This is a genomic window from Abiotrophia defectiva ATCC 49176 (assembly GCF_037041345.1).
Taxonomy (GTDB): domain Bacteria; phylum Bacillota; class Bacilli; order Lactobacillales; family Aerococcaceae; genus Abiotrophia.
Map to the genome: position 1 here is coordinate 1,293,332 of NZ_CP146287.1, position 24,585 is coordinate 1,317,916.

General features: G+C 47.8%; 20 protein-coding genes. 1 reads left to right on the forward strand and 19 read right to left on the reverse strand.

Annotated features, from left to right (window positions below; all coding sequences use genetic code 11):
- Position 1: 1 nt before the first annotated feature.
- The 10 genes from purH to rpsO all read right to left on the reverse strand — a co-directional run bounded on the left by purH (position 2) and on the right by rpsO (position 13,184).
- Positions 2 to 1,531 carry a bifunctional phosphoribosylaminoimidazolecarboxamide formyltransferase/IMP cyclohydrolase gene (gene purH, locus V7R82_RS06050; protein WP_338541930.1) on the reverse strand — a complete coding sequence of 510 codons (1,530 nt, stop codon included), beginning with the start codon at positions 1,529 to 1,531 and terminating at the stop codon, positions 2 to 4.
- 13 nt (positions 1,532 to 1,544) lie between these two features.
- A complete protein-coding gene (gene purN / locus V7R82_RS06055; RefSeq protein ID WP_314062875.1) occupies positions 1,545 to 2,117 on the reverse strand; it encodes a phosphoribosylglycinamide formyltransferase in 573 nt (190 codons plus the stop codon).
- Complete coding sequence (gene purM, locus V7R82_RS06060; protein ID WP_314062872.1) at positions 2,114 to 3,118, reverse strand: phosphoribosylformylglycinamidine cyclo-ligase; 1,005 nt, start codon at positions 3,116 to 3,118, stop codon at positions 2,114 to 2,116. The genes purN and purM overlap by 4 nt, the downstream gene beginning before the upstream one ends.
- Positions 3,111 to 4,565, reverse strand: coding sequence for an amidophosphoribosyltransferase (gene purF, locus V7R82_RS06065; protein WP_314179919.1), 1,455 nt, complete (start codon positions 4,563 to 4,565; stop codon positions 3,111 to 3,113). Before purF ends, purM begins: the two co-directional genes overlap by 8 nt.
- A complete protein-coding gene (gene purC, locus V7R82_RS06070) occupies positions 4,552 to 5,259 on the reverse strand; it encodes a phosphoribosylaminoimidazolesuccinocarboxamide synthase (protein ID WP_303765034.1) in 708 nt (235 codons plus the stop codon). The genes purF and purC overlap by 14 nt, the downstream gene beginning before the upstream one ends.
- 3 nt (positions 5,260 to 5,262) lie before the next feature.
- Positions 5,263 to 8,940, reverse strand: coding sequence for a phosphoribosylformylglycinamidine synthase (locus V7R82_RS06075; RefSeq protein ID WP_338541934.1), 3,678 nt, complete (start codon positions 8,938 to 8,940; stop codon positions 5,263 to 5,265).
- On the reverse strand, positions 8,933 to 9,979 hold the full coding sequence (locus tag V7R82_RS06080) for a 5-(carboxyamino)imidazole ribonucleotide synthase (RefSeq protein ID WP_338541936.1): 1,047 nt from the start codon (positions 9,977 to 9,979) through the stop codon (positions 8,933 to 8,935). The genes V7R82_RS06075 and V7R82_RS06080 overlap by 8 nt, the downstream gene beginning before the upstream one ends.
- Positions 9,976 to 10,434, reverse strand: a complete 459-nt coding sequence (gene purE, locus V7R82_RS06085; protein ID WP_023390879.1) for a 5-(carboxyamino)imidazole ribonucleotide mutase — start codon at positions 10,432 to 10,434, stop codon at positions 9,976 to 9,978. Before purE ends, V7R82_RS06080 begins: the two co-directional genes overlap by 4 nt.
- Positions 10,435 to 10,649: 215 nt before the next feature.
- Positions 10,650 to 12,752: a polyribonucleotide nucleotidyltransferase gene (gene pnp / locus V7R82_RS06090; protein ID WP_023390880.1), complete on the reverse strand. Its 2,103-nt coding sequence runs from the start codon at positions 12,750 to 12,752 to the stop codon at positions 10,650 to 10,652.
- A gap of 162 nt (positions 12,753 to 12,914) precedes the next feature.
- Positions 12,915 to 13,184 (reverse strand): 30S ribosomal protein S15, encoded by a 270-nt coding sequence (gene rpsO, locus V7R82_RS06095; protein WP_023390881.1) that lies wholly within the window; start codon positions 13,182 to 13,184, stop codon positions 12,915 to 12,917.
- A 370-nt stretch (positions 13,185 to 13,554) separates the two neighbouring features.
- Between rpsO and V7R82_RS06100 the strand changes: the two genes are divergently transcribed.
- A complete protein-coding gene (locus tag V7R82_RS06100) occupies positions 13,555 to 14,916 on the forward strand; it encodes a LysM peptidoglycan-binding domain-containing protein (protein WP_338541938.1) in 1,362 nt (453 codons plus the stop codon).
- Between the two features lie 113 nt (positions 14,917 to 15,029).
- Here V7R82_RS06100 and asnS read toward each other — a convergent pair whose 3' ends face one another.
- From asnS to V7R82_RS06145, 9 genes are all read right to left on the reverse strand, one after another.
- Positions 15,030 to 16,328, reverse strand: a complete 1,299-nt coding sequence (asnS, locus tag V7R82_RS06105; protein WP_311468360.1) for an asparagine--tRNA ligase — start codon at positions 16,326 to 16,328, stop codon at positions 15,030 to 15,032.
- A 24-nt stretch (positions 16,329 to 16,352) separates the two neighbouring features.
- Positions 16,353 to 16,832, reverse strand: a complete 480-nt coding sequence (locus tag V7R82_RS06110) for a PepSY domain-containing protein (RefSeq protein ID WP_070755377.1) — start codon at positions 16,830 to 16,832, stop codon at positions 16,353 to 16,355.
- Positions 16,833 to 16,922: 90 nt separating this feature from the next.
- Positions 16,923 to 19,409: an exonuclease domain-containing protein gene (locus tag V7R82_RS06115; RefSeq protein ID WP_338541943.1), complete on the reverse strand. Its 2,487-nt coding sequence runs from the start codon at positions 19,407 to 19,409 to the stop codon at positions 16,923 to 16,925.
- Positions 19,399 to 20,649 (reverse strand): CCA tRNA nucleotidyltransferase, encoded by a 1,251-nt coding sequence (locus V7R82_RS06120; RefSeq protein ID WP_314249318.1) that lies wholly within the window; start codon positions 20,647 to 20,649, stop codon positions 19,399 to 19,401. The genes V7R82_RS06115 and V7R82_RS06120 overlap by 11 nt, the downstream gene beginning before the upstream one ends.
- Complete coding sequence (locus tag V7R82_RS06125) at positions 20,633 to 21,184, reverse strand: YpiB family protein (protein WP_314393604.1); 552 nt, start codon at positions 21,182 to 21,184, stop codon at positions 20,633 to 20,635. Before V7R82_RS06125 ends, V7R82_RS06120 begins: the two co-directional genes overlap by 17 nt.
- Positions 21,185 to 21,212: 28 nt before the next feature.
- Complete coding sequence (locus V7R82_RS06130) at positions 21,213 to 22,481, reverse strand: tetratricopeptide repeat protein (protein ID WP_314393603.1); 1,269 nt, start codon at positions 22,479 to 22,481, stop codon at positions 21,213 to 21,215.
- A 147-nt stretch (positions 22,482 to 22,628) separates the two neighbouring features.
- A complete protein-coding gene (locus V7R82_RS06135; RefSeq protein WP_070755373.1) occupies positions 22,629 to 23,372 on the reverse strand; it encodes an MIP/aquaporin family protein in 744 nt (247 codons plus the stop codon).
- A gap of 185 nt (positions 23,373 to 23,557) precedes the next feature.
- The gene (locus V7R82_RS06140) at positions 23,558 to 23,980 is read right to left on the reverse strand and encodes a YtxH domain-containing protein (RefSeq protein ID WP_023390890.1); all 423 of its coding nucleotides are present in this window, start codon (positions 23,978 to 23,980) and stop codon (positions 23,558 to 23,560) included.
- Positions 23,981 to 23,990: 10 nt separating this feature from the next.
- Positions 23,991 to 24,527 (reverse strand): DUF948 domain-containing protein, encoded by a 537-nt coding sequence (locus V7R82_RS06145; RefSeq protein ID WP_311468804.1) that lies wholly within the window; start codon positions 24,525 to 24,527, stop codon positions 23,991 to 23,993.
- Positions 24,528 to 24,585: the final 58 nt, after the last annotated feature.

Sequence of the window (24,585 nt, forward strand, 5' to 3'; positions counted from 1 at the left end):
CTTAGTGTTTAAAGTGGCGTGTGATCGAGAAGACCATGGCCACACCTTTCTCATTGGCTACATCAATGGAGGCTTGGTCCTTGATAGAACCACCTGGTTGCACCACTGCGCTGATGCCATAGTCAGCTGCAATTTCAAGGCTATCAGGCATTGGGAAGAAGGCATCTGAAGCCAGTACTGCTCCCTTAGCCTTGTCGCCAGCCTGTTCGAGGGCTAGCTTAGCTGCCCCAACCCGGTTCATTTGTCCGGCGCCAATACCTAGTGTCTGGCCATTTTTAGCCACTACAATGGCGTTGGACTTGACATGCTTCACAATCTTAAGACCAAATTCTAAATCAGCTTTTTGGTCCTCACTTGGGGCCAGATGGGTCACTTGACGCCAGTCTTCTGCTAGGGCTTGATTGGCATCTTGAATCAAGAGACCGCCCCGCACACTCTTAATTTGGGCTTGTGCTAAGTTGCCACCTTGTGGGATTTGATAGAGACGCAGATTTTTCTTCTTCTTAAGCAAATCTAAAGCTTCCGCCTCATAGCCTTCAGCTAGGATAATTTCCAAGAAAATGGCATGTAATCGCTCTGCGGTCGCCAAATCTACTACCCCATTGATTGCAACAATCCCACCAAAGATAGAGACAGGATCCGCCTCATAAGCCTTATCGAAGGCTTCCTTGACACTGGCCCCTAGCGCTACCCCACAAGGGTTCATATGTTTCAAGACCACACAGGCTGTTTGGCCTTGAAACTCATTGAGGATATCCAAAGCAGCGCTAGCGTCTTGAAGGTTATTATAGGACATTTGCTTGCCGTGCAGTTGAGTGGCTGATTGCAGGGTATAGCTTTCAGCTTGATCGCTGACATAGTGCCAAGCCTTTTGGTGCGGGTTCTCACCATAGCGTAAGCTATCCTCTAGCTTGTAAGACAAGGTCAAAATATCTGGCACTAAGTGATCGACTTGATCAAAGTATCGCGCAATGGCCGCATCATAGGCCGCCGTTCTATGGTAAACCTTGATGGCTAGGCGCCGGCGAGTGGCTGCTGACACCTGTCCAGTCTCTGCTAATTCCGCTAAGACAGCCGGGTAGTCTGCCACATCACAGACGACCGTCACATCTTGATGGTTTTTGGCTGCTGAGCGCAACATGCTTGGCCCACCAATATCGATATTTTCAATCACTTCTACTTCCGTCACGCCTGCTTTCTTGACTGTCTCTTCGAAAGGATAGAGGTTGACACAGACTAAGTCAATATAATCAATTTGATTTTGACTGACTTGCTCACGATGCAAATCAGAGTCACGTTTGGCTAAGAGTCCACCATGGATAGCCGGATGCAGCGTTTTAACTCGGCCTTCCAAAATCTCGGGGAAACCAGTGACAGAGGCTACATCTAAAACCTCTAGGCCTGCATCTTTCAGAAAGGTGGCCGTCCCACCCGTACTAATTAACTCATAGCCAGCCGCCACTAGGCCCTTGGCGAAGTCTAGTAAGCCCGTCTTGTCGCTGACACTTAATAAGGCACGTTTTTTACTCATATTGCCCTCCTTCTCATGCTTGGGTTAGTAATTGATAGACGACCTGTGGCAACAGTTCATGCTCCAAGTCGTGAATGCGTTGCGTTAAATCCTCCAAGGATTCCTCTCTTGGATGTTGGAGACTGGCTTGGGCAATGACCTGGCCACTGTCTAGTTCTTCATTGACATAGTGGACACTAATGCCAATTTCACTATCGCCTGCCCGGTAGGCTTGACCAATGGCATCGACTCCCTTGTATTTTGGCAACAAGGAAGGATGCAAGTTAATCATGGGCCCCTTGTAATGTTCTAATAGGTAAGGAGAAACAATCCGCATGTAGCCAGCCAAGATAATCAGGTCAACTGGCTCAATGGCCTCTAGAATGGCTGCTTCAAACTCATCCTTGCTAGCATACTCCTTAGGACTAAAGACAAAACAGTCAATGCCACGGCTTTGGGCCTTGGCCACAACCGGCGCGCCAGGCTTATCACAGACTAATTTGCTGATGGTCATGACTTCCTTCAGTCGGTCGTCATCGGCTAGGGCTTGAAAATTAGACCCGGTCCCTGAGGCGAAAATCGCAACGCGTTTTTTGGCTTGGGTCATGAGATAACAATCCCTTCTTGGTCAGTTACTTGGCCTAAAACAAAGGCATCTGGCAGGAGGCCCAAGACGGTTTCAACATCTTCAGACTCTAGAACAAAGGCTAGACCAACCCCCATATTGAAGACATGATACATTTCCTCCCATTCTACCTGTCCTACTTGACTCAAATAGTGGAAGATTTCTGGTACTTGATAGGCCTTGCTATCAAGGCTCATACCCAGTCCGGATGCCAAGCAACGAGGTAGGTTTTCATGGAAGCCACCCCCTGTAATATGGGCAATGCCGGCCACTTTGACTTGGGCCATGACGGCTTCTACTTCTTTGGCGTAGATACGCGTAGGGGTTAGGAGGGTCTCACCTAAGGTCGAATTACCAAAGGCTGACTTGAGGTCTAAATCATGGTCGCTAATAATCTTACGAACCAGCGAAAAACCATTTGAATGGACACCACTTGAAGGGACTCCAACCACAACCTGGCCAGCTCGCGTGTTTTCAGGAGAAAGCAAGAGTTCCTTCTCTTGGGCACCTACACAGAAACCCGCAATGTCATACTCGCCGTCTTCATAGAAGCCCGCCATCTCAGCTGTCTCACCACCTACAATGGCACAGCCGGCTTGGACGCAGCCATCGGCCACGCCACTGACAATGGCTTCGATTTGCTCCGGATAGTTCTTACCTACCGCAAGATAATCTAGGAAGAAAAGTGGTTTAGCACCTTGGGCCAAGATATCGTTGACACACATAGCCACCACATCAATCCCAATAGTGTTGTGAATATCAAGCTCAAAGGCCAACTTAAGCTTGGTCCCTACCCCATCGGTACCACTTACCAAGACGGGATTCTTGAAATGATAGGCGCTCAAATCAAAGCAGCCACCAAAACTACCGATGGAGGCTAGCATACCAAGATTCTTGGTTCTGGCTACATGTTTCTTAATGCGTTCGACAGATTCATAACCGGCTTCAAGGCTCACGCCACTGGCTGCATAGTGTTTACTCATGTTGGGCCTCCTTTTTGGCTAAATAGGCTTGTTGGATAGGGGTCAGCGACTCATAGAATTGCTGCTCATAATCGTGTAGACCAGCTACATAGTCGGCAGAAAAGCAGTCCATGCAGAGGCCCTTATTAGGACCTTCAGCCTCTAGGCCAATCGCGTCTTTGAGCCCTTCTTCACTGAGAAAGGCCAAGCTATCTGCATTAATAAGTTGGCAAACTTCCTCCAAACTGTGATTGGCGCAAATCAATTCCCCTGAAGTCGACATATCGATGCCGTAGAAGGATGGGAAGAGAATAGGTGGTGCCGCGATCCGCACATGAACTTCCTTGGCACCGGCCTCCTTAAGTAATTGGACAATCCGCCGCGAGGTAGTCCCCCGCACGATGGAATCATCTACCATGACGACTCGCTTGCCGCCCACAATGGATTTAACGGCAGATAGTTTCATGCGAACCCCTTGCTCCCGTAATTCTTGAGTAGGTTGAATAAAGGTCCGGGCAACGTATTGGTTCTTAATCAAGCCCATTTCATAGGGCAATCCGGATACTTCAGCATAGCCGGTAGCGGCTGAGAGTGATGAATTAGGTACCCCAATTACCATGTCGGCCTGAGCAGGGGCTTCTTGCGCTAGGAGACGGCCAGCACGTTTGCGGGTGGCATGGACATTCTGACCGGCAATGACTGAGTCAGGTCGAGCAAAATATACATATTCCATAGCTGTTACAGCAGGCGCTTGAGGTGCCGCATAGGCTTCAATCCGAATGCCTTGATCGTTGATGACAACATATTGACCGGCCATAATATTGCAGACGAACTCTGCCCCAACCACATCAATGGCACAAGTTTCACTGGCAGCAACATAGGCCCCATTTTTCATCTTGCCAATTACTAGAGGACGTAAGGCATGCTGGTCCACCGCTCCATAGAGGGCATCCTTGGTGACAATCAGATAGGTAAAACCGCCACGCAGTTGATTAAGGCCCTCTTGAAGTTTACCTTCGAAGGTCTCCGCTTGGCTGTGGCGAATGAGGTGAACCAAGACTTCCGTATCAGAGGAAGAATGGAAGATGGCCCCCCGCTCTTCAAGGTGCTTGCGTAATGCGCGAGCATTGACCAAATTCCCATTATGGCAAATTCCCAAATCCATATCATAGAAATGAAAGAGAAAGGGTTGCACATTTTCAATATGATTGCTACCAGAGGTAGAATAACGGACATGGCCAATCGCCCGGTCACCTGACAGACGATCCAAAATACTATCGTCACGAAAGACCTCACTCACCAAACCGTGACCGCGATGGTTATCCAATCCCTGGCTGGAACCCGCTACAATCCCAGCCCCTTCCTGGCCACGGTGTTGGAGACTATGGAGACCAAAGTAGGTCACATGGCTAGCTTCGGGATGGTTCCAAATCCCGAACACCCCACATTCTTCATTAATTCCGCGCATTTTCTAATCTCCCTAATACTTCCTTGTAGGCTGCCATGACATCACCTAGATCGCGTCTAAAGCGGTCCTTATCTAACTTGTCGCGGGTATCCTTATCCCAGAGACGACAAGTATCAGGTGAAATCTCATCGGCTAGTATAATCTGTCCGTCGCTAGTCTTACCAAACTCAATCTTGAAGTCTACCAAAATCAAGTTGGCCGCTAGGAACAAGTCTTGCAAAGCACGGTTAATACGAGCGGTTAAGTCTTTAATTTGCGCTAGTTCCGCTTCCGTCACTAGTTCCAAAGCCACTGCATGGTCGTCATTAATAAGAGGATCGCCTAGCGCATCATTCTTATAACTCAATTCAAAGACTGGCTTTGCTAATTGGCGCCCTTCTTCTAGCCCATATTTTTTGGCCATGGAGCCTGCCACGATATTTCGGGTAATGACTTCTAGGGGAATAATGGTCACATGGCGGCAGACTTGGTCGGTTTCATTAACTTGCTTAATAAAATGAGTTGGGATGCCTTGCTCAGCTAGATAGGTAAATATCAAGCTAGTGATGGCATTGTTGAGTTTTCCCTTGTCATCAAATTCTTCCTTCTTAACACCGTTAAAGGCAGTGGCACTATTCTTGTAGTGAACATAGACTTCTTCAGGATTACCGGTATCAAAGAGTTGTTTAGCTTTGCCTTCGTATAAGAGTTTCATGGTTTATTTTCCTCCCTTAAAGTAGCCAACCCCATTTGCAAAGATGGATTGCTGACCTAAAATGGTGTTGGTCTTATAAAGTCCTTGATGATAACGTTCGCTGTGCCCCATCTTACCCAGAATCAGGCCATCAGGGCTGACTAAGCCTTCGATAGCTAGCTGAGAACCATTAGGATTAAAACGTCCATTTAGCGTTGCTTGACCGTCATAGTCACAATATTGGAAAGCTACCAAATCTTTGAAAGCTTCTAAGGACTCGCCAACCAGTTTCCCTTCCCCATGGCTAAAGGCCACTTCGTGCAATTGGCCTACTTGGAAGCCTTGGGTCCAAGGCGAACGAGTAGTGGCTACACGGGTCACGGCTGTAGTTGAAACATGACGGTAGGAATCGTTGCGATAGAGGGTCAAATCGCTAGGTGTTAGGTCTTTGATTTGACCATATGGCAAGAGGCCTGACTTAATAAGGGCTTGGAATCCATTACAGATACCGAGGATTAACTTCTTGTCAGCCAGATGGGCATGGATGGCAGCTGTCACTTCTGGATGTTTGAGGAAGTTAACGATAAATTTAGCTGAACCATCCGGCTCATCCCCACTTGAGAAACCACCTGGGAAGAAAATAATGTGGCTAGCTTTGACAGCTGCGACAAAGTCTTTGACAGAGGCTTCAATGTCACCAGGTCTTTGGTTACGAATGACCACTGACTGGGCCTTAGCCCCCACTTCTACAAAAGCCCGCTCACTATCGTATTCACAGTTGGTACCTGGGAAGACGGGAATGACCACTTGAACCTGGTCCACATATTCTTGGTAGGCATAGACTTGGTCTGCATCTTGCGCCAAATTCTCAGTCGCGCCCTCCTCTTGGTTTTGGTAGAGAGGATAGATTGCTTCTAAGGTTTGAGTGTAGGCTTGGTAAAGTTCCTCCTTGCTAAAGGTTAAACCATTCACTTGGTAGTGGCCCTCTGTTTGAACTTGGCCTAGGTAGGTGAAGTCTGCTAGCTCCCGAGTACTTTCAATCACTAAGGAAGCTACATCAAAGTTGAGCGCATTGGCAGACTCAATCTCAAAGCCCAAACCAGCTCCCAGGGCCATCTTAACTAGCGAAGCAGTTAGGCTGCCCTCTTCTTGGACATAGGCGGAGACAACGCTCCCCTCTTGAATGAGGGCATGTACTTTCTCATAGTTTGCCATTGTGGCTGCCAAATCTGGATAACCCTGGTCATCGCGAATGACTGGCACATGATAAAGTTTGTTACCCACCGCCTTGAGTTCTGGGGTGATGACGTCGGCAATTTTGACCGGTGCACAGGCAAAAGAAATCAAGGTTTCCACGACATTCAAGTCATGGAAGGTCCCCGACATGGAGTCCTTACCCCCAATACTTGGACGTCCAATCGCTTCTTGGGCTACTAGCGAACCTAGCAAAGCTTGCGTCACCTTGCCCCACTTAGCCGGGTCTTGGCCTAATTTCTCAAAATATTCCTGGAAGGAGAAGTAGAGCGATTCCTTGGTCCCGCCGACGGCATAGACCTTGGCAACTGATTCTAGTACGGCATAGATAGCTGACAAGAATGGGGAATAGTGAGAAATTTTAGGAATAAAACCATAGGTTAGGATGGTGGCTGTGTCACTAGTTGAATGTAGAGTTGGCAGTGCTTGGACACTGGCTTGAACAGGCGTTAGCTGGTGCTTACCCGCAAATGGCATCAAGACCGTGCTATTACCAATCGAAGCATCAAATTGTTGGGCCAAGCCCTTTTGGCAAGTCACATTCAAACTAGCTAATTCAGCTAAGACCGCTTCCTTGCTTACTTTTTTAGCCAAGAAAGGATTGGCGCCCGCATTATCGACTAGGCGTGCCTTGGCATGTTGGCGAACACCGGCCGTTGCGAGGAAATCAGCTCCCATGTCTACGACCTTATCTTGGCCATAGAACATTTCCAGGCGACGACGGTCTGTAATGGTAGCAACATGTGCATACTCAATATTTTCAGCCCGACACATGTCAACAAAGGCTTGATAGTCTGCTGGATTAATGGCTACTGCCATGCGTTCTTGGGACTCGCTAATGGCTAGTTCAGTTGGATTCAAGCCTTGGTACTTAGTCAGAACCTTATCCAAATGAATTTCAATGCCTTCGGCCAATTCACCAATGGCTACACAGACCCCACCAGCACCGAAGTCGTTACATTTCTTAATTAATCGGGTTAACTCTGGACGACGGAAGAGGCGTTGCAACTTACGTTCTTCAGGAGCGTTCCCTTTTTGTACTTGGCTAGCTGCGGTCTCTAGGGAATCACTGGTATGTTCGACGGAAGAGCCACTAGCCCCTTGGATACCATCGCGCCCTGTACGGCCCCCAATCATAACCACAATATCGCCAGGAACTAGGCTTTGGCGTTGGTAGTTCCCCACCTTGACCGCACCGACCACAGCCCCTACTTCCATATGTTTGGCTACATAAGAATCATCATAGAGCTCGCGGACAAAGGTAGTGGCCAGGCCGATTTGGTTACCATAGGAGGAATTACCATGGGCAGTTCCGGTCGAAATGGTCACCTGAGGCAGCTTACCTTCTAGGGTCTCTTCCCGTTTTTGCAAGATATTGCCGCTACCGGAGACCCGCATGGCTTGATAGACATAGGAACGACCCGATAATGGATCGCGGATGGCCCCCCCAATACAGGTTGAAGCACCCCCGAAAGGCTCAATTTCAGACGGATGGTTGTGAGTTTCATTCTTAAATTGAACTAGCCATTCTTCTTCCTGACCTTGATTATTGACGGTTACGAAGAAGGAGCAGGCATTGATTTCTTCACTGACTTCAATGGCTTGGTCTTTAAGAACCCGAACATGGTACTTGCCCATGATGCTAGCCATATCCATTAAGGTCATAGGCTTGGTGATTCCTAACTCGCCGCGAATTTTTACATAGTAGTCAAAGGCTTCCTGCATTTGTACTTGGAACTTATCGGAATTAATGATGACTTGATCTAAGACTGTCTCAAAGGTGGTATGACGGCAGTGGTCGCTCCAGTAGCAGTCCAAGACATAAATTTCCGTCTCAGTTGGATCTCGTTTTTCGCTGACAAAATAGCCCTGAATGAAACGTAAATCCTCCAGGTTCATGGCCAAAGACAAATCAGCCTTAAGTGCCAGTAATTCTTGGTCGTCAAAGTTGCCAAAGCCGCTTAAATCTTTAAGTGGCTTGGGTTCAGAGTCCAGCGAGAATTCCAAGACTGACAAGTCTTTGATGCGGGCCTCAATTGGGTTCACCAAGTATTTTTCTACTTGGCTTAAGGCTTGAGGGCTTAAGGCCTTGTCAAAGGTAACCAGTTTACCACTACGAACCAAGACTTTGGCTTCCTGATTAAGAAGGGCAATAGCTTGTATGGCAGAGTCTGCCCGTTGATCATATTGGGCTGGCAGGACTTCATAAGCTAGGTAGTGGCCAGGCACAAGGTCTATCTCTTCATAGACTTGGTCAATCATGACTTCCGAGAAGACAGAAGACTTAGCTTGCTCATAAGTGGCGGAGTCGATGCCGTAAATATCATAGATAACATAGACATGTAAGTCCTCTAAGCCCAAGCCGTACTCACTATTCAACTTATCCATGAGTTGGCTAGCTTCCTGTCTATACTGCTCACGCTTTTCAACAAAAATTCGCTTATCCAATGAAGGGTTCCTCCAATCTAATATGTCCTGGGAAATTAATATGGCCAATCTTACGGTCCTGACGCGGTTCCTTCTCATAGAGATGTAGGTGGGCTGGTCGCTCTTGAATCAGCTTGAGGAAGTAGCTCAAGTCCTGACCTAGGATGTTATAGAGGGTAGTTGCTTGATTCTGGATGGGCCCAACTTCTAGTCCACAAATAGCTTCAATATGGGCTCTAAACTGGGACTTATTGGCGGACTGCATGGTGATGTGGCCCGAATTATGGACCCGTGGCGCCATTTCGTTAAAGATGACGCGCCCCTGGGAAATGAAGAATTCAACCGTTAGGACACCATAATAATCAGCCGCCTCTAGAATACGACGGGTGTAATCAATGGCTTGCGCTTCCTGTTCTGGACTTGCTGTCGTCGGGACAATGGACCGGTAGAGAATGTTATGGCGATGCTCATTTTCAACGACTGCCACGATACCAATGCCCGTCCGATCCTTGTAGGCCACCACAGAGATTTCCTTATCCAGTGGCACCAGACGTTCTAGCAAGGTGTAGGGTTGAACCTGACTAGCCTCTGTAATCCGACTTTGGCCCTTGCCATCATAACCAAATCGCACTGTCTTCATGAGATAGGTGCCGTCTACTTGGACGCCAGTCGTGTCTCCATCCACATACTGGTAATCAACTGTTTCGATACCCAAGGAACGGGCAAACTCCTTCTCTAGCAAGCGATGTTGCGCGGTCTTGAGTAGGCTTGCGCTCTGTACAATATGGTAGTCTTTTTCTAGTTCAGCCAGGAGCTCACTGTCAATATTCTCAAACTCAAAAGTCACGACATCCGAGATATGGCAGAGGCGCTCTAATCCATTACGGTTATCAAAATCCGCATGGATGAAGGTGTCAGCAAAGTGACGGGCACAAGCCTCTTTGCTTGGGTCCAGGATGGCGATCTTATAGCCCATTTCCTTAGCGCTCATAGCCAGCATGCGACCTAGCTGACCGCCGCCAATAATGCCAATGGTTTGGCCGGGTAAAATTATCTTCATAGTGTCATCTCTTCCAATACTAGGCGTTCTTGTTCTAACTTAAAATCTTGATAAACTTGGGCATAGCTTGGATCCGTCATGCCCAACATAGCCAAGGCACTGACGGCCGCATTTTTTGCCCCGGCCACTCCAATGGCCATGGTGTTGACAGGCACGCCATAGGGCATTTGGACGATGGAATAGAGGGAATCGAGGCCGCTTAGAGTCGAAGACTTAATGGGCACACCAATAACCGGCAAGGTTGTCATAGACGCAACCATCCCCGGTAAATGGGCAGCTCCTCCTGCCGCAGCGATAATCAATGAATAGCCGGCTTGTCTTGCCCCTTTAGCAAAGCTAACCAGCAAATCTGGTGTCCGATGGGCACTTACGACCTTCTTATCATAAGGAATCCCGAATTGATCCAATAATTGACAGGTTTCGACCATGGTGGCGTAATCTGACTTGGACCCCATAATGACTGCTACTTTTACCACACTAACACCCTTTCTCTAAGCAAAGCTTCTTAAGTCCTATCTACCCTTATTATAGGATTCCTGGCTAGCAAATAAAAGGGATATTCGAACTTTGTTACCACTTGTCAACTTAACGTTCGTGTTTGCTTGCGGCAAAGAGGTAAGCATACAAAAAAGGCTAGGAGAATCTTCCTAGCCTGAGTGATGATAGTGAATTAGTCTTTAGGTAAGAGGACCTTACGAGACAAGTTGATTCGACCTTGGTTGTCGATTTCGATGACTTTGACCTCTACGACATCGCCAATCTTGAGCACGTCTTCGACTTGTGCCACACGGCGGTGTTCCAATTCAGAAATATGAACCAAACCATCTTTACCTGGCAAGACTTCTACGAAGGCACCGAATTTCTCAATGCGCTTAACTTTACCAGTGTAGACTTGGCCTACTTCAACTTCACGAACTAAGTCTTCAATCATTTGACGAGCCTTGTTAATCATATCTTGGTCGCTAGACGCAATGGAGACATTACCCGTTTGGTCGATATCAATCTTAACGCCAGTTGCGTCAATAATACCGTTAATGGTTTCCCCACCACGACCGATGACCACCTTAATCTTATCTGGGTTAATTTGGATGATATCAATCTTAGGTGCATATGGGCTCAATTCCTTACGAGCTTCAGGTAAGGTAGATACCAATTCATCCAAGATTTCTAAACGGGCCTTCTTAGCTTGCGTCAAAGCTTCTGTTAAGATGGCTTCGGTAATCCCTTGAATCTTGATATCCATTTGCAAGGCTGTAATCCCGGCAGCTGTCCCGGCAACCTTGAAGTCCATATCGCCTAGGTGGTCTTCCAGACCTTGAATATCGGTTAAGACGGTGTAGTCTTCCCCTTCCATGACCAAGCCCATGGCAATCCCTGCTACTGGCGCCTTAATTGGCACACCTGCATCCATGAGGGCCAAAGTGCCGGCACAGATACTTGCTTGCGAAGAAGAACCGTTAGATTCCAAGACTTCAGATACCAACCGAATGGTGTATGGGAAATCTTCTGGCGCAGGAATCACTTGTTTGAGGGCGCGTTCACCTAAGGCACCGTGACCAATTTCACGACGACCTGGGCTACCCACACGACCTGTTTCGCCGACAGAGAAGTTAGGGAAGTTGTAGTGGTGGATGAAACGTTTGCCTTCTTCAATGCCTAAACCATCGATTACTTGATGCTCACCGAGCGGTGCCAAGGTAGCAGCAGTCAAGACTTGGGTTTGTCCCCGAGTAAAGAGACCCGAACCATGAACGCGTGGCAAGAGGGCCACAGAAGAGCTCAACGGACGGATTTCATCGATGCGACGACCGTCTGGACGAACACGTTCCTTAGTGATGAGACGACGAACTTCGTCCTTCTCTAAGTCGTGTAAGGCAGTGGATACGTCCTTCATGAGCTGATCATAGTCATCACGGTCAGCGTATACTGCTGCAAAGAATTCAGTTGCTTCTTCCATAACAGCGTCAACAGCTGCTTCACGTGCTTTCTTCTCTTGAGTTTGGATGGCTTGAATCATGCGAGACTTGTAGCGTTCCCCTACTTGAGCTGCCACTTCTGGCGCCACTTCTGCCAAGGTAAACTCGAATTTCTCTTTACCGATTTGAGCGACGATTTCATTTTGGAAGGCTACCAATTCCTTGATGGCAGCATGACCTTTGAGTAAGGCTTCTAACATATCTGCTTCTGATACTTCTTTGGCAGAAGATTCCACCATGTTGATGGCAGTCGCCGTACCGGCAACCGTTAATTCGATATCAGATAATTCTGCTTGGGCAACCGTTGGGTTGATGACAATCTCCCCATTGACGCGCCCTACGTTAACACCGGCAACAGGCCCGTCAAATGGAATGTCTGACACAGCTAAGGCCAGGGAAGCCCCTAACATAGCGGCCATTTCTGGGGTGCAGTCTTGGTCAACTGATAGAACGGTGTTGGTAATTTGAATTTCATTACGAACGCCTTCTGGGAACATTGGACGTAATGGACGGTCGATCAAACGGCTGGTTAAGGTTGCCGCTTCAGATGGACGGCCTTCACGCTTGATGAAGCCCCCTGGGACTTTACCGACCGCATACATCTTCTCGATGTAGTGGACAGTTAACGGGAAGAAGTCACCGGTCCCGGCTTTCTTAGATGCAACGGCTGCAGATAAAACCACAGTGTCACCGTAGCGAACTAATACGGCGCCGTTGGCTTGTTTGGCTAATTCGCCAATTTCCACAGATAGCGGACGGCCCGCTAAAGTTGTAGAAAATACATGTTTGTTTGACATGGAATGTCCTCCTTATAAATTGGGATTGCTCCCTTGATATGGAACATGACTAATCAAATAAGAACTGGCCAAGCTGCCCTGCCCGGCTCTTATTTGGTTAGCACATATTCCATGGTAAAGCTCTAAAAAAAGAAGGCGGCCGTAGCCGCCCTGCTACCAAAATTAACGACGTAAACCTAAACGTTGGATTAATTCACGGTAACGTTGAATATCTTTCTCACGCAGGTAAGAAAGCAAGTGGCGACGACGCCCAACTTTCTTCATCAAACCGCGGTAGGAATGATAGTCTTTCTTATGAGTACGGATGTGGTCAGTTAAGATATTGATATCTTCAGTTAAAACCGCAACTTGTACTTCTGGAGAACCAGTGTCCCCTTCGTGAGTAGCATAAGCTTTAATGATTTCATTTTTACGCTCTTTTGATAATGCCATCTCAGTTTCACCTCTTTCCGATATAGTATCCCACAAGCTAAGTAAAACGTTGGTGACTCGTTAAACTGAGCCGGGGTGTTATAAGTAGCCGAACATCGATAAAGCAACAAACGACCACGTCTCTAAATATACGATAAAAGCTAGGAAAAATCAAGCCCTAAGCCAGGAAAATAGACTAAAATTTAAGGTCTTATCTTAGCTTGCATGGCTACTTTGCTATTTCATATATTACAGCTCAGTCCTAGCACAGTCCCATGTGAAAAAAGAGATTACAGATGTCCTATGATTGGGTTAAGTCTCCATAAAATGGGCCTTTTAGTCTAACTTCTATGCTATGATAGTTTCATCAACAAGCAAAGGAAGCGTGATTATGAAATTAACACTTAAAAGAACACTGCTCTTAACGTCAGCAGCGGCTTTACTCGCACTCCCCTTGACTCCAGCTCAAGCCCAAGAATCCTCCCAATGGACGCCTCGGACGGTCAGCCAAATTAAAGAAGATATTTCCAAGCAAGCTGACAAACTCAGCTATACAGTTCAATATGGCGACACCCTCTCAGCCATCGCAGAAGCCCTTGAAGTCGACCTTCAAGTTTTGGTTTCTATTAATGAAATTGCAGACGCTGATTTGATTTTCCCAGGTACTGTTTTAACGGCTACCTTAGATAGTAACCACAAAGTGACTAGTCTGGAAATTCAAACCCCAGACCAAAATCAAGAAAGTCCTAGTGTTCGGGCTGACTTGACTCAAAATACAATCACCATTGATGGCCAAACTAGCCAAGTTGACTTTAATCAAAACCAGGCGACTGCCCCAACTAACCCGCAAGTACAAGCTCTTGTTGAGGAAAGCCCTGTCCAAGATCAGGAAGCTGCCAGCCAAGACTTGTCTCCGGTCACCCAAGTTCCTGGCCAGCCAGAGGCTGTTACGCCAGCTCAACCGACAGCTACTAGCCCTCAAACGCCAAATAACCAAGTCAAGCCAACCAATCTCGACAAACCAGTGACAGCTCAAACACCTGCTAAGCCAGAAAGTCCAGCTCAGCCTCAAAATCAGGCCAATACTGATCAAGCCCCTGTCATCGGCGACGATGTCAAGGAATCAGGCTTACCGACCGTTCAAGAAGAAGCTCGTGCTGAAGCGCCTACTCAGGCTAACCAGCCAGAAAAAGATGCAACTGACGCTGCGCCTGCCAATCCTACAGAAGTAAATCAAAGCAATGCTCCAACAGATGGCCAAGAAAGCCCACAAAGTCCTAGTCAGCAAGCTGAGGCAAACCCAACGGCTCAAGAACAAACTAGTCAGGAGCAAGCATCTCAAGACCAAACGACTCAAGAGCAGCCAGCTTCAACTGACTATGCTGCCCGGGCGGCTGCCAACCCAGCCAACCAAGGCTTGCAGCCAAAAGTAGCTGAATACAAGGAAGAAGTAGCAGACAAGTTTGGCGTCACTAACTTCAGCCTCTACCGTCCAGGCTCTAACGATGACCATGGTAAGGGCTTGGCCGTTGACTTCGTGGTCAACGACAATACCGAGCTGGGCGACCAAATTGCCAACTACGCTACGTCCGACATGGAAAGCAATGACATCAACTATGTTATCTGGAAACAACGTTTCTACGCTAACTACGATAGTTACTATGGGCCAGCGAATACCTGGAACCTGATGCCAGACCGTGGTGGAGACACAGCCAACCACTACGACCACGTCCATGTTTCCTTCAACCCTTAAGCTTCTCAAGCTTTCGTCCTCCTCCAACCACCTAGCTAAGTAAGTAGGCTAGGTGGTTTTTCTAAGCAAAAAAATTTCCCATTATATCATATATGATATAATGGGAATTTTTATTATGGGTAAATACGGTTGAGTAAGCGTGGGAATGGTGAGGTTTCACGGATATGTTCAATCCCTGATAACCAAGCCACTGCCCGCTCCAAGCCAAGACCAAAACCAGAGTGTGGCACAGCGCCATACTTACGGAGGTCAAGGTACCAAGCATAAGCAGATGGATCTAAGTTGTAAGCTTTAATATTTTCATCTAAGGTCTCAAAGTCCACAATCCGTTCAGAACCCCCAATGATTTCACCATAACCTTCTGGTGCAATCATATCCGCACATAGAACAGTGCGTGGGTCTTCTTCATTAAGGCGCATGTAGAATGGCTTAATGGCCTTAGGATAGTTGACGATGAAGATTGGACGGTCATATTGGCTAGCAATGAAGGTTTCATGTGGTGAACCAAAGTCATCGCCCCATTGGATATCATCAAAGCCATTGTCATTCAAGAGCTTGATGGCATCCGTATAGCTAATACGTGGATAAGGCAACTTGGTGTATTGTTCCAAGACTGCCACATCACGGTTCAAGGTCTTAAGTGCCAGACCACAGTGGTCAATCACATTGCGAACCAGGTGAGCCACATAACGTTCTTGGAATTGTAAGTTTTCCTCGTGTTCAACGAAGGCTAATTCAACTTCCATCATCCAGAATTCAATCAAGTGACGACGGGTCTTAGATTTTTCAGCCCGGAAGGTTGGCCCGAAGGAGAAGACCTTACCGAAAGCCATAGCCGCTGCTTCTAGATAGAGCTGACCAGACTGGGAAAGGAAGGCATCTTCGTCAAAGTACTTGGTATGGAAGAGCTCAGTGGTCCCTTCTGGCGCAGAACCCGTCAAAATTGGTGGGTCTACCTTAATCAAGCCTTCTTGGTTCATGAACTCGTAGGTTGCCCGGATAATTTCGTTACGGATTTGCATAATGGCATGTTGCTTAGATGAACGAAGCCAGAGGTGGCGGTGGTCCATCAAGAAGTCAGTCCCGTGTTCTTTTGGTGTGATTGGGTAGTCATGACTTTCACCAACCACTTCAATGTCTTGAACCAAAAGCTCATAACCTAAAGCTGAACGAGTGTCTGCTTGAATCTTACCGACTACCTTCACACTGGTTTCTTGGTTAAGCCCCTTAGCCAAAGCGAAGGTTTCTTCACTGACATCGGCCTTGACCACAATCGCTTGGAAATAAGCGGAGCCATCACGCAATTGTAAGAAGGCAATCTTCCCACTGCTCCGTTTGTTGGTCACCCATGCCTTAATGATGACCGTTTGATCGATATAATCTGCTGCTTGACGCATGGTAATTGTCTGCATTCTGCCTGCCTCCATAGTCTTGTCTTAAATATTTTCGATTTTTTGTAACCAGGACCCATCCTGCGCATTGAGGTAATAATAGGTCAAGGTATTATTATCATTCTTGATGGTGATTTCCCAGACGGGCGTGTCTTTGATCATGCCCAAACGCGCCTGCATAATCTTATAATTCTCATTGTCTGCTAAGGCAATAGCCTTGGCATCCTCTTCTGAGATAATCTGATTTGGCGTGTAGTAATTAACGGTCCCACCCTCACGTTTCACAATCGCATAACGTTCTTGGCCACTGTCATCCACAAAATCCAAGGCAAAGTAAGCCTCAGAAATGGTCGTCCAGTAGAATTTTTTGACGTCTTTGACAGTGTAGTCCGTCTCAATCAATCGCACAGCTTCCTGTTGAGCTTGGTGCGATTTGGCTTGGCTTGAATAGAAGACCCAAGCAAAGATGAGAAAGATGATGAGGAAAAAGAGCGTCAGTCCTGAGACCACTTTACGGTTTAACATACTTGACTCCTCCTGTCGCCACTTATCTGTACTATCATACCATAATTTCTCCCAAATTGCATGAATTTTTGGCTAGCTGGCTAGGCTGGATTAGTGACTGGGTAAGATGGGAACCAGGTCAATGGCGGGCGCCAAGTATTCCTCAACCTTAGGGCTATAATAACGAGTCCAAACACGTTCATCTAGAAGATAGTAGTCCGCCTTGCAACTAGAGCTAGCGACTTGAGCCAACAATTTCTTAAGACGGAAAATCATTTGCGGTAGGGTCAGTTGATCAAAGGCCTGGTTGTCTGATAAGCCAAGCACCTGACTTTGGCCTAGGGTCCGCTCATTGGTCAAGGAGTCAAATGGCAGACGGTCTAAGACTACTAAGAGCTGATTGACTGACAAGGTGAAGGACTCCTCTAGGAAGAGACGTCTGGGTACAATGACAATGGCCTTGTCATCGGCTTCGGCGCGGCGCTTAATTTTCTTAAGGCTGCCATTTTGTCCCTGACTATAAATCAGGTAGCCCTCTTCCAGCAGGGAACTTTCCCATAGAAGACGGTAGTATGTCTGAGCTTGGGCCTTGTTATTGGCAAGAATTAGGACGTGGCTAGCCCCCTGCTCGGCCAGATAATCCATGATAAAGGCCAGCAATTGCTCGGCTTCTTCATAGCCCTGGCCTGACTGGGCATAAGCCAGTGGCACCTGGAGGGGCAGATTGCTGACTTGACTTTGCTCAGGTAGGCTTAAATAAGTGGCCCCCACTTGCCAGAAACGTGCCAGGCCATAGCCTAAAGGCTGGTCATACTGGCCGTCCGACAAGAAGGCGATCTGCTGGTACTGGCTTAGCTGAGGCAGGTGCTTGTTTGTCATAATTAAAGGCACCCGACTAAGGGCCAATTGGTAGATTTGGCCATTGCTGACCTGGCCTTGAAGTCGGACATAGCTCCCCTCTGACTGCTTGGCTAGTAGTCGACAGGTCGTTGCCAGATGGCGGTAGGTCCGTTTTTGTTTGGCTCCTAGTTTGGCGGTTTTTAACCAGTCCTGTAGCTGCTGTCCTAAAGTCGCCACTTGAGCCATGACGGTCAAATAGCGGGGGCTGCTCTTGACTAGGCAGGCTGTCCACCAGTCATTACTAGCATTACCTAAATCACTGGCTTCAAACTCTGCCCGCATACTTTCCAGCAGGTCATAGCTAGTGGCCAGGCAGGATTCGAGCTGGGCCTCCTCCTGACCTTGATCTAGTAAGGCCTTCAGCTCTACAAAGAGCTGGCTGGCATCCAGAGTAGTGCCTTCTTGGTCCACCAGGCCTTGGTAACTGGCCTCTAAATCTAGGACCAGGACCCGAGCCTGACCCAGAAAGGCCAGTGGGCTGTCAGCGACTTGCTTTAAGGACAGCCAATCTTTTTGGCTCATTAAAACTAAGTCTTTGGCTTTAAGCCCCTCCAGGTAACGGTGATAGCCCACCTTCTTACCCGTCTTAGCCACAAAATCATAGCGCCGCATGATCTGACTAATATCCAGTTCAGAGTTCAATTCATCCAAGCAACCGAACTGGCTGTTAGTCAACCAGACCAAGGCAGCCGCTAAAACGGTCAGCTCCTGTTGGTTGGCCCGGCTTAAATCAAATTCATGGCAGAATTGGTAGACCGAGGCCATATCGACAAACTGATAGGATGGTCGGTAAATGCCCGCCTCCTGACTGCTGACTTCTTGCCACAGGGCTTGCCAATGGCTGATTTGACCCTCATTTTCTAAAACTAACAGGGCCTTGTCCCCTTCTTGGCGCCAAGCATGGAGTAGAGCCAATGCCAAGCCTTGATGGTCCTGACGGGCCTGAGCTTCTAGCACTAAGGGTGATTTATCCTGACCGGCTTCTTGCCAGTAGGCTACCGCCGTTCTTTGCTTGGCGCTAATGAGGCTAGCATGACTAGCTTGGGATTGACTGTCACCCTGCCCTTCCGGCCAACTTACTTGGCAATAAAAGCTGTTAGCTTGGTTGAGAAATTGACTAGCTTGATAAGGCAAAGCCTTAAAAATTGCTTGCAAGGCCAGTTTAGTCCCATAGTCTAAATCCGCTGCCTGATGAGCCAAAACATCCAACAAATGGGCCGTCATCCGGGCATCCCCCAGGGCATCATGGGCGTCTTGGAAGTTCAAGCCAAAGAACTGGCTCAAATCCTGCAAGTTAAAACCTGGTGCCTGTGGCAGGAAGATTTTAGCTAACTGGACAGTGTCCAAGGCAGGTGGCTGAAAGTCTAAGCCTTGTTCAGCAAACTTGGCCTGCAAAAAGGTCAAGTCAAAGCCCAGGTTGTGGGCCACAAAGAAACAATCTTTGAGTCGCTCATACCAGAGGCCTGCCACCTGGCTAAAGGTCGGCGCATCCTGAACCTGGTCTGGTTGAATGCCTGTGATGGCCGTAATATGAGTGGGAATGTCTCGTTCAGGATTGAGTAACATACTGTGTTGGGCTAGGACTTGTCCATCTTCAATCAGGACAGCCCCTATTTGGATAATTTGATCACCTTGATCTAGGTGAGAGCCCGTTGTCTCTAAATCGACAACCGCAATTCTTAGTCCTTTAGCTTTCAAGATAATCAGCTCCTAACGCTTGAGCTTGGGCCAAGAGGCCGGCTGGGTCATTAGCCAAATCCCCCATGACGACCTGGCGCTCCAGCTCCAAAAGTAGGCGACCAAGTCCGGCATTACCTCGGCTTAAGCCTAGCGCCTCCATGACCTTTTGCCCATTAATGGCCAAGTCCGACCGACTGGCAAGCGGCAATTGGGCCTTAGCTTGGGTCAGTTGATGAGGTTGGCTCAACCAGGCTTGATGATAGGCATAGGTCTCATAAATAGCCAAAACATGGGCTGGCATCTGATAAAGTTGCCAGGCATCCAGTGGGCCTGCTGCAAAGGCTTGATCTAAGTCCAATAAGTCGCTGACGTCCTTAATGAAAGGATTGCTGTGCTTCCAGTCACGTAAAAAGACTCGCGCCTGAGCAGAGTCCAGGCCCAAGGCCTTAACTAATGCCCACCAAACCAAGCGTTCATCGCGCGCTACGCCAGCAGCAATTTGAGCAGCTAGGGTCTTATAGACCTGCCGCCAGACGGCTAAGGCATCTACTTGCTCCATGCCCAATAAATAAGCGCAAAGACCAGATTCAGTCAAGGGTTTACAGCTTGTCCCTAGATAGTCACCTTGCATGAGCTTACTGAGCTCAATCCGAATGCGTTCAATGGACACATAGGATAAGTTAGGGGCTAGTTGTCCAATAGCCTCAAAGGTCTGGGACTCAATCTCAAAGCCTAATTGGCTAGCAAAGCGCAGGGCCCGCATCATACGCAGAGCATCTTCATCGAAACGTTCCAGGGCAGTCCCAACAGCACGTATAATGCCGGCTTGTAGATCCTGCTCCCCACCATGGTAGTCATAGACCCTGCCCAAACGGTCCAAGGCCAAGGCATTAATGGTGAAGTCCCGTCTCAGCGTATCCTCGCGTAAATTGCGAACAAAGTTCACCTGGTCAGGCCGGCGCCGATCACTATAGGTCCCCTCCGTTCGGAAGGTGGTAATTTCATAGTTTTCTTTCTTGTAGACCACTACAATGGTCCCGTGCTTCTTGCCCACATCAAAAGTGACCGGAAAAATCCCTTGGATTTCATCCGGTGTCGCACTGGTTGCAATGTCAATATCATGAATTTCCTTGCCTAAGAGGGCATCACGCACGCAGCCACCAACAAAATAAGCCTCATAACCATGAGACTCAATGGCTTCTAGGAGGGGCATGGCCGTCTGAAACAAGGGATTATTGAGATTAATAGTCTTGGTCATGCCCTTCTAGTTCCTCCAGTTGATTTAATAGTTGATTGACGATATCAAAAGCTCCCTGATCTAAAGCTAGGTCGACCTGCTCCTTCAATTGCTTTCGTCTGACTTGGCGGGTAACCTGAGTCAATCCCATTTCCAATTGATCCAAAAAGGCACTGTCTTCAGGTAAATAATCCGGTTGAGTAAAGAGATCATAGCGGTAGAGGGTCGCTACATAGTCAGGGATATTAAGTTCGATGTAAAAAGTAACGGGTTGCACGCCCTGAGTATTAAGTCTCAAATCATGGAAAGCCTGCTCACAAGAACTGTAGGATTTGCCTTCCTTATAGTAACGGAAAGGCACTGCCGTCTGCTCCACATAGGAGATATAGACACCGTGACTGGCATATTCGACTTGATCCGAGAACTCAACATATTGAATATAATCAGGCTGAACCATTAAAAACTCTAAAAAATAATTAACCGTTGGGTTGGCATGCCGATAATGCTGCAAGAGCCAAGCAATAAACTGACGTTTACGTTGATGCTTATTAATCACAGTGTGTTCTCCTTTCCTGGACTTATCTTTACACCTCTATATCCTGAGACTCCTGGTCTGCTTCCGCCAAAATCCGGTCTAAAGTAGCGACTTCTCGGTCTAAGCCCCAAGCCTCAAAATACTGACGGGCTTGTAACCAAAAATCCTGGTCTCCCGCCATCAGGTCCAAGGCCTCTTGATAGGCGGCTTGAGCCTGATCCCGCTGGTTTAGTTCAGCATAGAGCGGTGCATAGAGACAAGACAGATACTCGGGATCTGGGAAGTCAGGCGCCATGCTATCTAAGACCTCTAAGGCTGCCTGGGCGCCCTCGTGCTGACCTAGCCAAGCAATCAGATAAGTGGCAATGGCATAGGTCAAGTCCTCATCTTCTTGGAGCAGATAGGCATCCAGCAACTTGTCCTTAATGGTTGGTGTCAGATAGTCAATGGCCTGGCATAAGGCCAGATAATCCGCTATTCGTCCATCATCTGCCAGAGTCACTTGAAAGAGCCAGTCAAGATTTTCCCTCAAGCTAGCTTGGTGTCCCAGGCCCAAAGCCAATTCTGCCGCTAAGTAATGAATGTCCACAGAATCTGAGTCCAGGGCAAGAGCTTGTTGAGCAGCCTCATAAGCGAGAGCCAGATGCCCCGCCTTTTGATAGGCCAAGGCCAAGAGGTAGTAATCTTCAGCACTAACCAGTGGCAGGTCTTCCCAACTTACTAGGGATTGAATCCATTCTAGTTGAATCATCTCATCTTCTAAAGCTAAAGCCAGAAGCCGTTGCCGAATCAAAGCTCGGTCCACCTTATCTGAAAAGTAGTCTAGCAAGACTTGATAGTAGTCCTTGGCCTTGCTATAGTCCCCCTCTTCAATCTTGACTTGAGCTAGCAGTTGATAGGGCTCAAATCGAGTCGGATAGGTTTGAATTAAGTCCTGTAATACCTTCTGGCAGGCCTTCACTTGCCCCAGTTCAAAGAGAATCTGAGCCTCTAACCATTGGACAAGAAAGACGGCTTGGTCTGTCTTGGCCCGGCTGAGCCATTCATAGGCACTGGGGTAGTCTGCTAGCTGAAAGCAGGCCTTGGCCAGGTAATAAGCAACCTTTTTCTTATGAGTCAGCTGATAGAGCTGGTCTAAGAGCCAGACTTGCCACTCCCGATAGCCCCGCTTAGCAAAGTAATCCGATAAATCTAGCAGTCCCTGATAGGTTTGGGCATCATCTGGTGCCTCTAGGAGTGCTCCTTCTAAGACACTATTCACTTGGTCCAGGGATTGACATTCTTCACAGGCTTCAATCCAACGGCTAATTTCACTCATAAGACACCTCCACCTTCATTATACCACGAAGCCTAACGGGAGTCACTCCCAGCTAGGCAAAGAGTGCTTAAGTAAGCAACCCACTAAGGTCGACCAATTTCTAGATAAGCAAAGAGGCTAGGATAATCCCAGCCTCTAGAATGGTCTTTATTTTACTAAGAAGAAAGTGTTGAATACAAAGACTGCTAAAATGGCAGCACAGATTGGCGCAAGTACTGGTACCCAAGCGTAAGACCAGTTAGAGTCCCCTTTGTTCTTAAGTGGTAAGAATTGGTGAACCAAACGTGGACCTAAGTCACGCGCTGGGTTGAGGGCTGGACCGGTTGGCCCACCGACTGCGATAACCAAAGCCCATACCAAGAAACCAAGCGCTAAGTGAGCCAAACCTGGGTTGTTAGCGAACATTTGCCCTTTGGTAATCCCTACTGCTGCGAAGAAGAGGATGAAAGAACCAATAAATTCGCCCACAAAACCGTTCAAATGGCTGTTAGCAGCGTTAGCCGTTGAGAAAGTCCCCAAGATGTGAGCTTGGTTGGTTGTTTGATCATAGTAAGGCTTGTACATTGCCACTACTAAGAGTTGACCGAACATTGCCCCTAAGAATTGAGCCACAATGTAAGGCACAACTTCTGCCCATGGGAAGTTACCATTGATAGCCAAACCGAGGGTGAAAGCTGGGTTGATGTGGTTACCGCTGACGTGACCGAAGATCATAGCTGGCATCATAACCGCAAAACCATAACCGATCGCAATCAGGTTCCAACCGTGAGCCCCTTCACCGCTACCCGCTTTGGTGCCTTTTAAGTCAACGTTGGCAACAGCCCCGTTACCTAAGACGATTAACATGGCAGTGGCTAAAAATTCTGCAAATAAACGTACGCCTAATGACATATTACATAACTCCTTTTTATAATGAAAAATCACACCGTCTGGTGCTGATGGATTATTCCTTTGCTAAGTGTACCATATGTCAGGGGGGCTTTCAATTGCCATTTTGTATTTCAAAACGCTTTCTTATCAGGATTTTTACCCATCAAAAAACTGGAAACGATATCGCCGTTTCCAGTTATCAATTCTTAGGCTTCTTCTGCTTGGTTAGCTTGTTGTTCTAAGGCTTCCTTGAACTCCGTAATAACCGTCTCAGCATCTTCCGCTACTTCCTCTTGTTTTGAAGGGAAGGTCGCGTGAACTAATTGGTCCTTGAGTTCTTGGGCTGATTTAGCTAAGCTCACCCGGATTTCTTCCGTCTTGCTGTTAGCCGCATCATAGAAGTTAACCCCTTTTTCGACTGCTAAATCGCGGTACTCCCCTGCCCGTTCTAAGGCGAGGTCGCGATATTCAACAAAACGTTCACCTGCTAAGTCCTTGTATTCATGAGCACGCTCAGTCAAGTCCTCCCGCAATTCTTTCCCTGCCTTTGGGGCATACAAGAGGGCTACGGCAGCCCCTACAAGGCTCCCCCATACTAAACCTGCAAAAAATCCTGATTTTCTTGACATGCTACATACCTCATTTCTTTAGTGTAATTTCGCCCGCCGTGTGTGACGGTTTCTTCTGGATTAGGTAATCCAACTGTGATCCGGTCGCCTTAGGCTTAGGCTTGTCAGCTGTAGGCGTCGTCGGTTTGACACCCGCCGCTGCTGCTGACGCCTTAGCTTCTGCTTCTTGCTTACGGTTGCCAAAAGGTGTCACACGTTTTAAGAAGTGGCCTGCCTTGAAGGATTGGGTCACCTTACGAGTAGAAGCCTGTACGCCACTGACTGAAGTCCCCAAATCGCCTACGGCCTTGAAGAGCGGGTCAGTTTGTGCTAACTTGCCATTCAGATCGTCAACCAAGCTATTGGACTTATTAAGAAGTCCTTCCACTTCAATTGAGAGTTGGTCCACATCTTTGGTAATGATTTTGATGGAATCATTGACCTCGACCACCGTTTGCTTAACTTCTTTCATGATTTTGTTGAAACCAATTAAGGTCCAACACAGAAAGAGGACTAATAGCGCAAAGGCTAGCGCCGCAATCAAGGCCGCAATGCTTGTCCATTCCATTCTGCCTCAAATCCTTTCACGTTAAACTTTACTATTCTTATCATACCACGATTCTAAG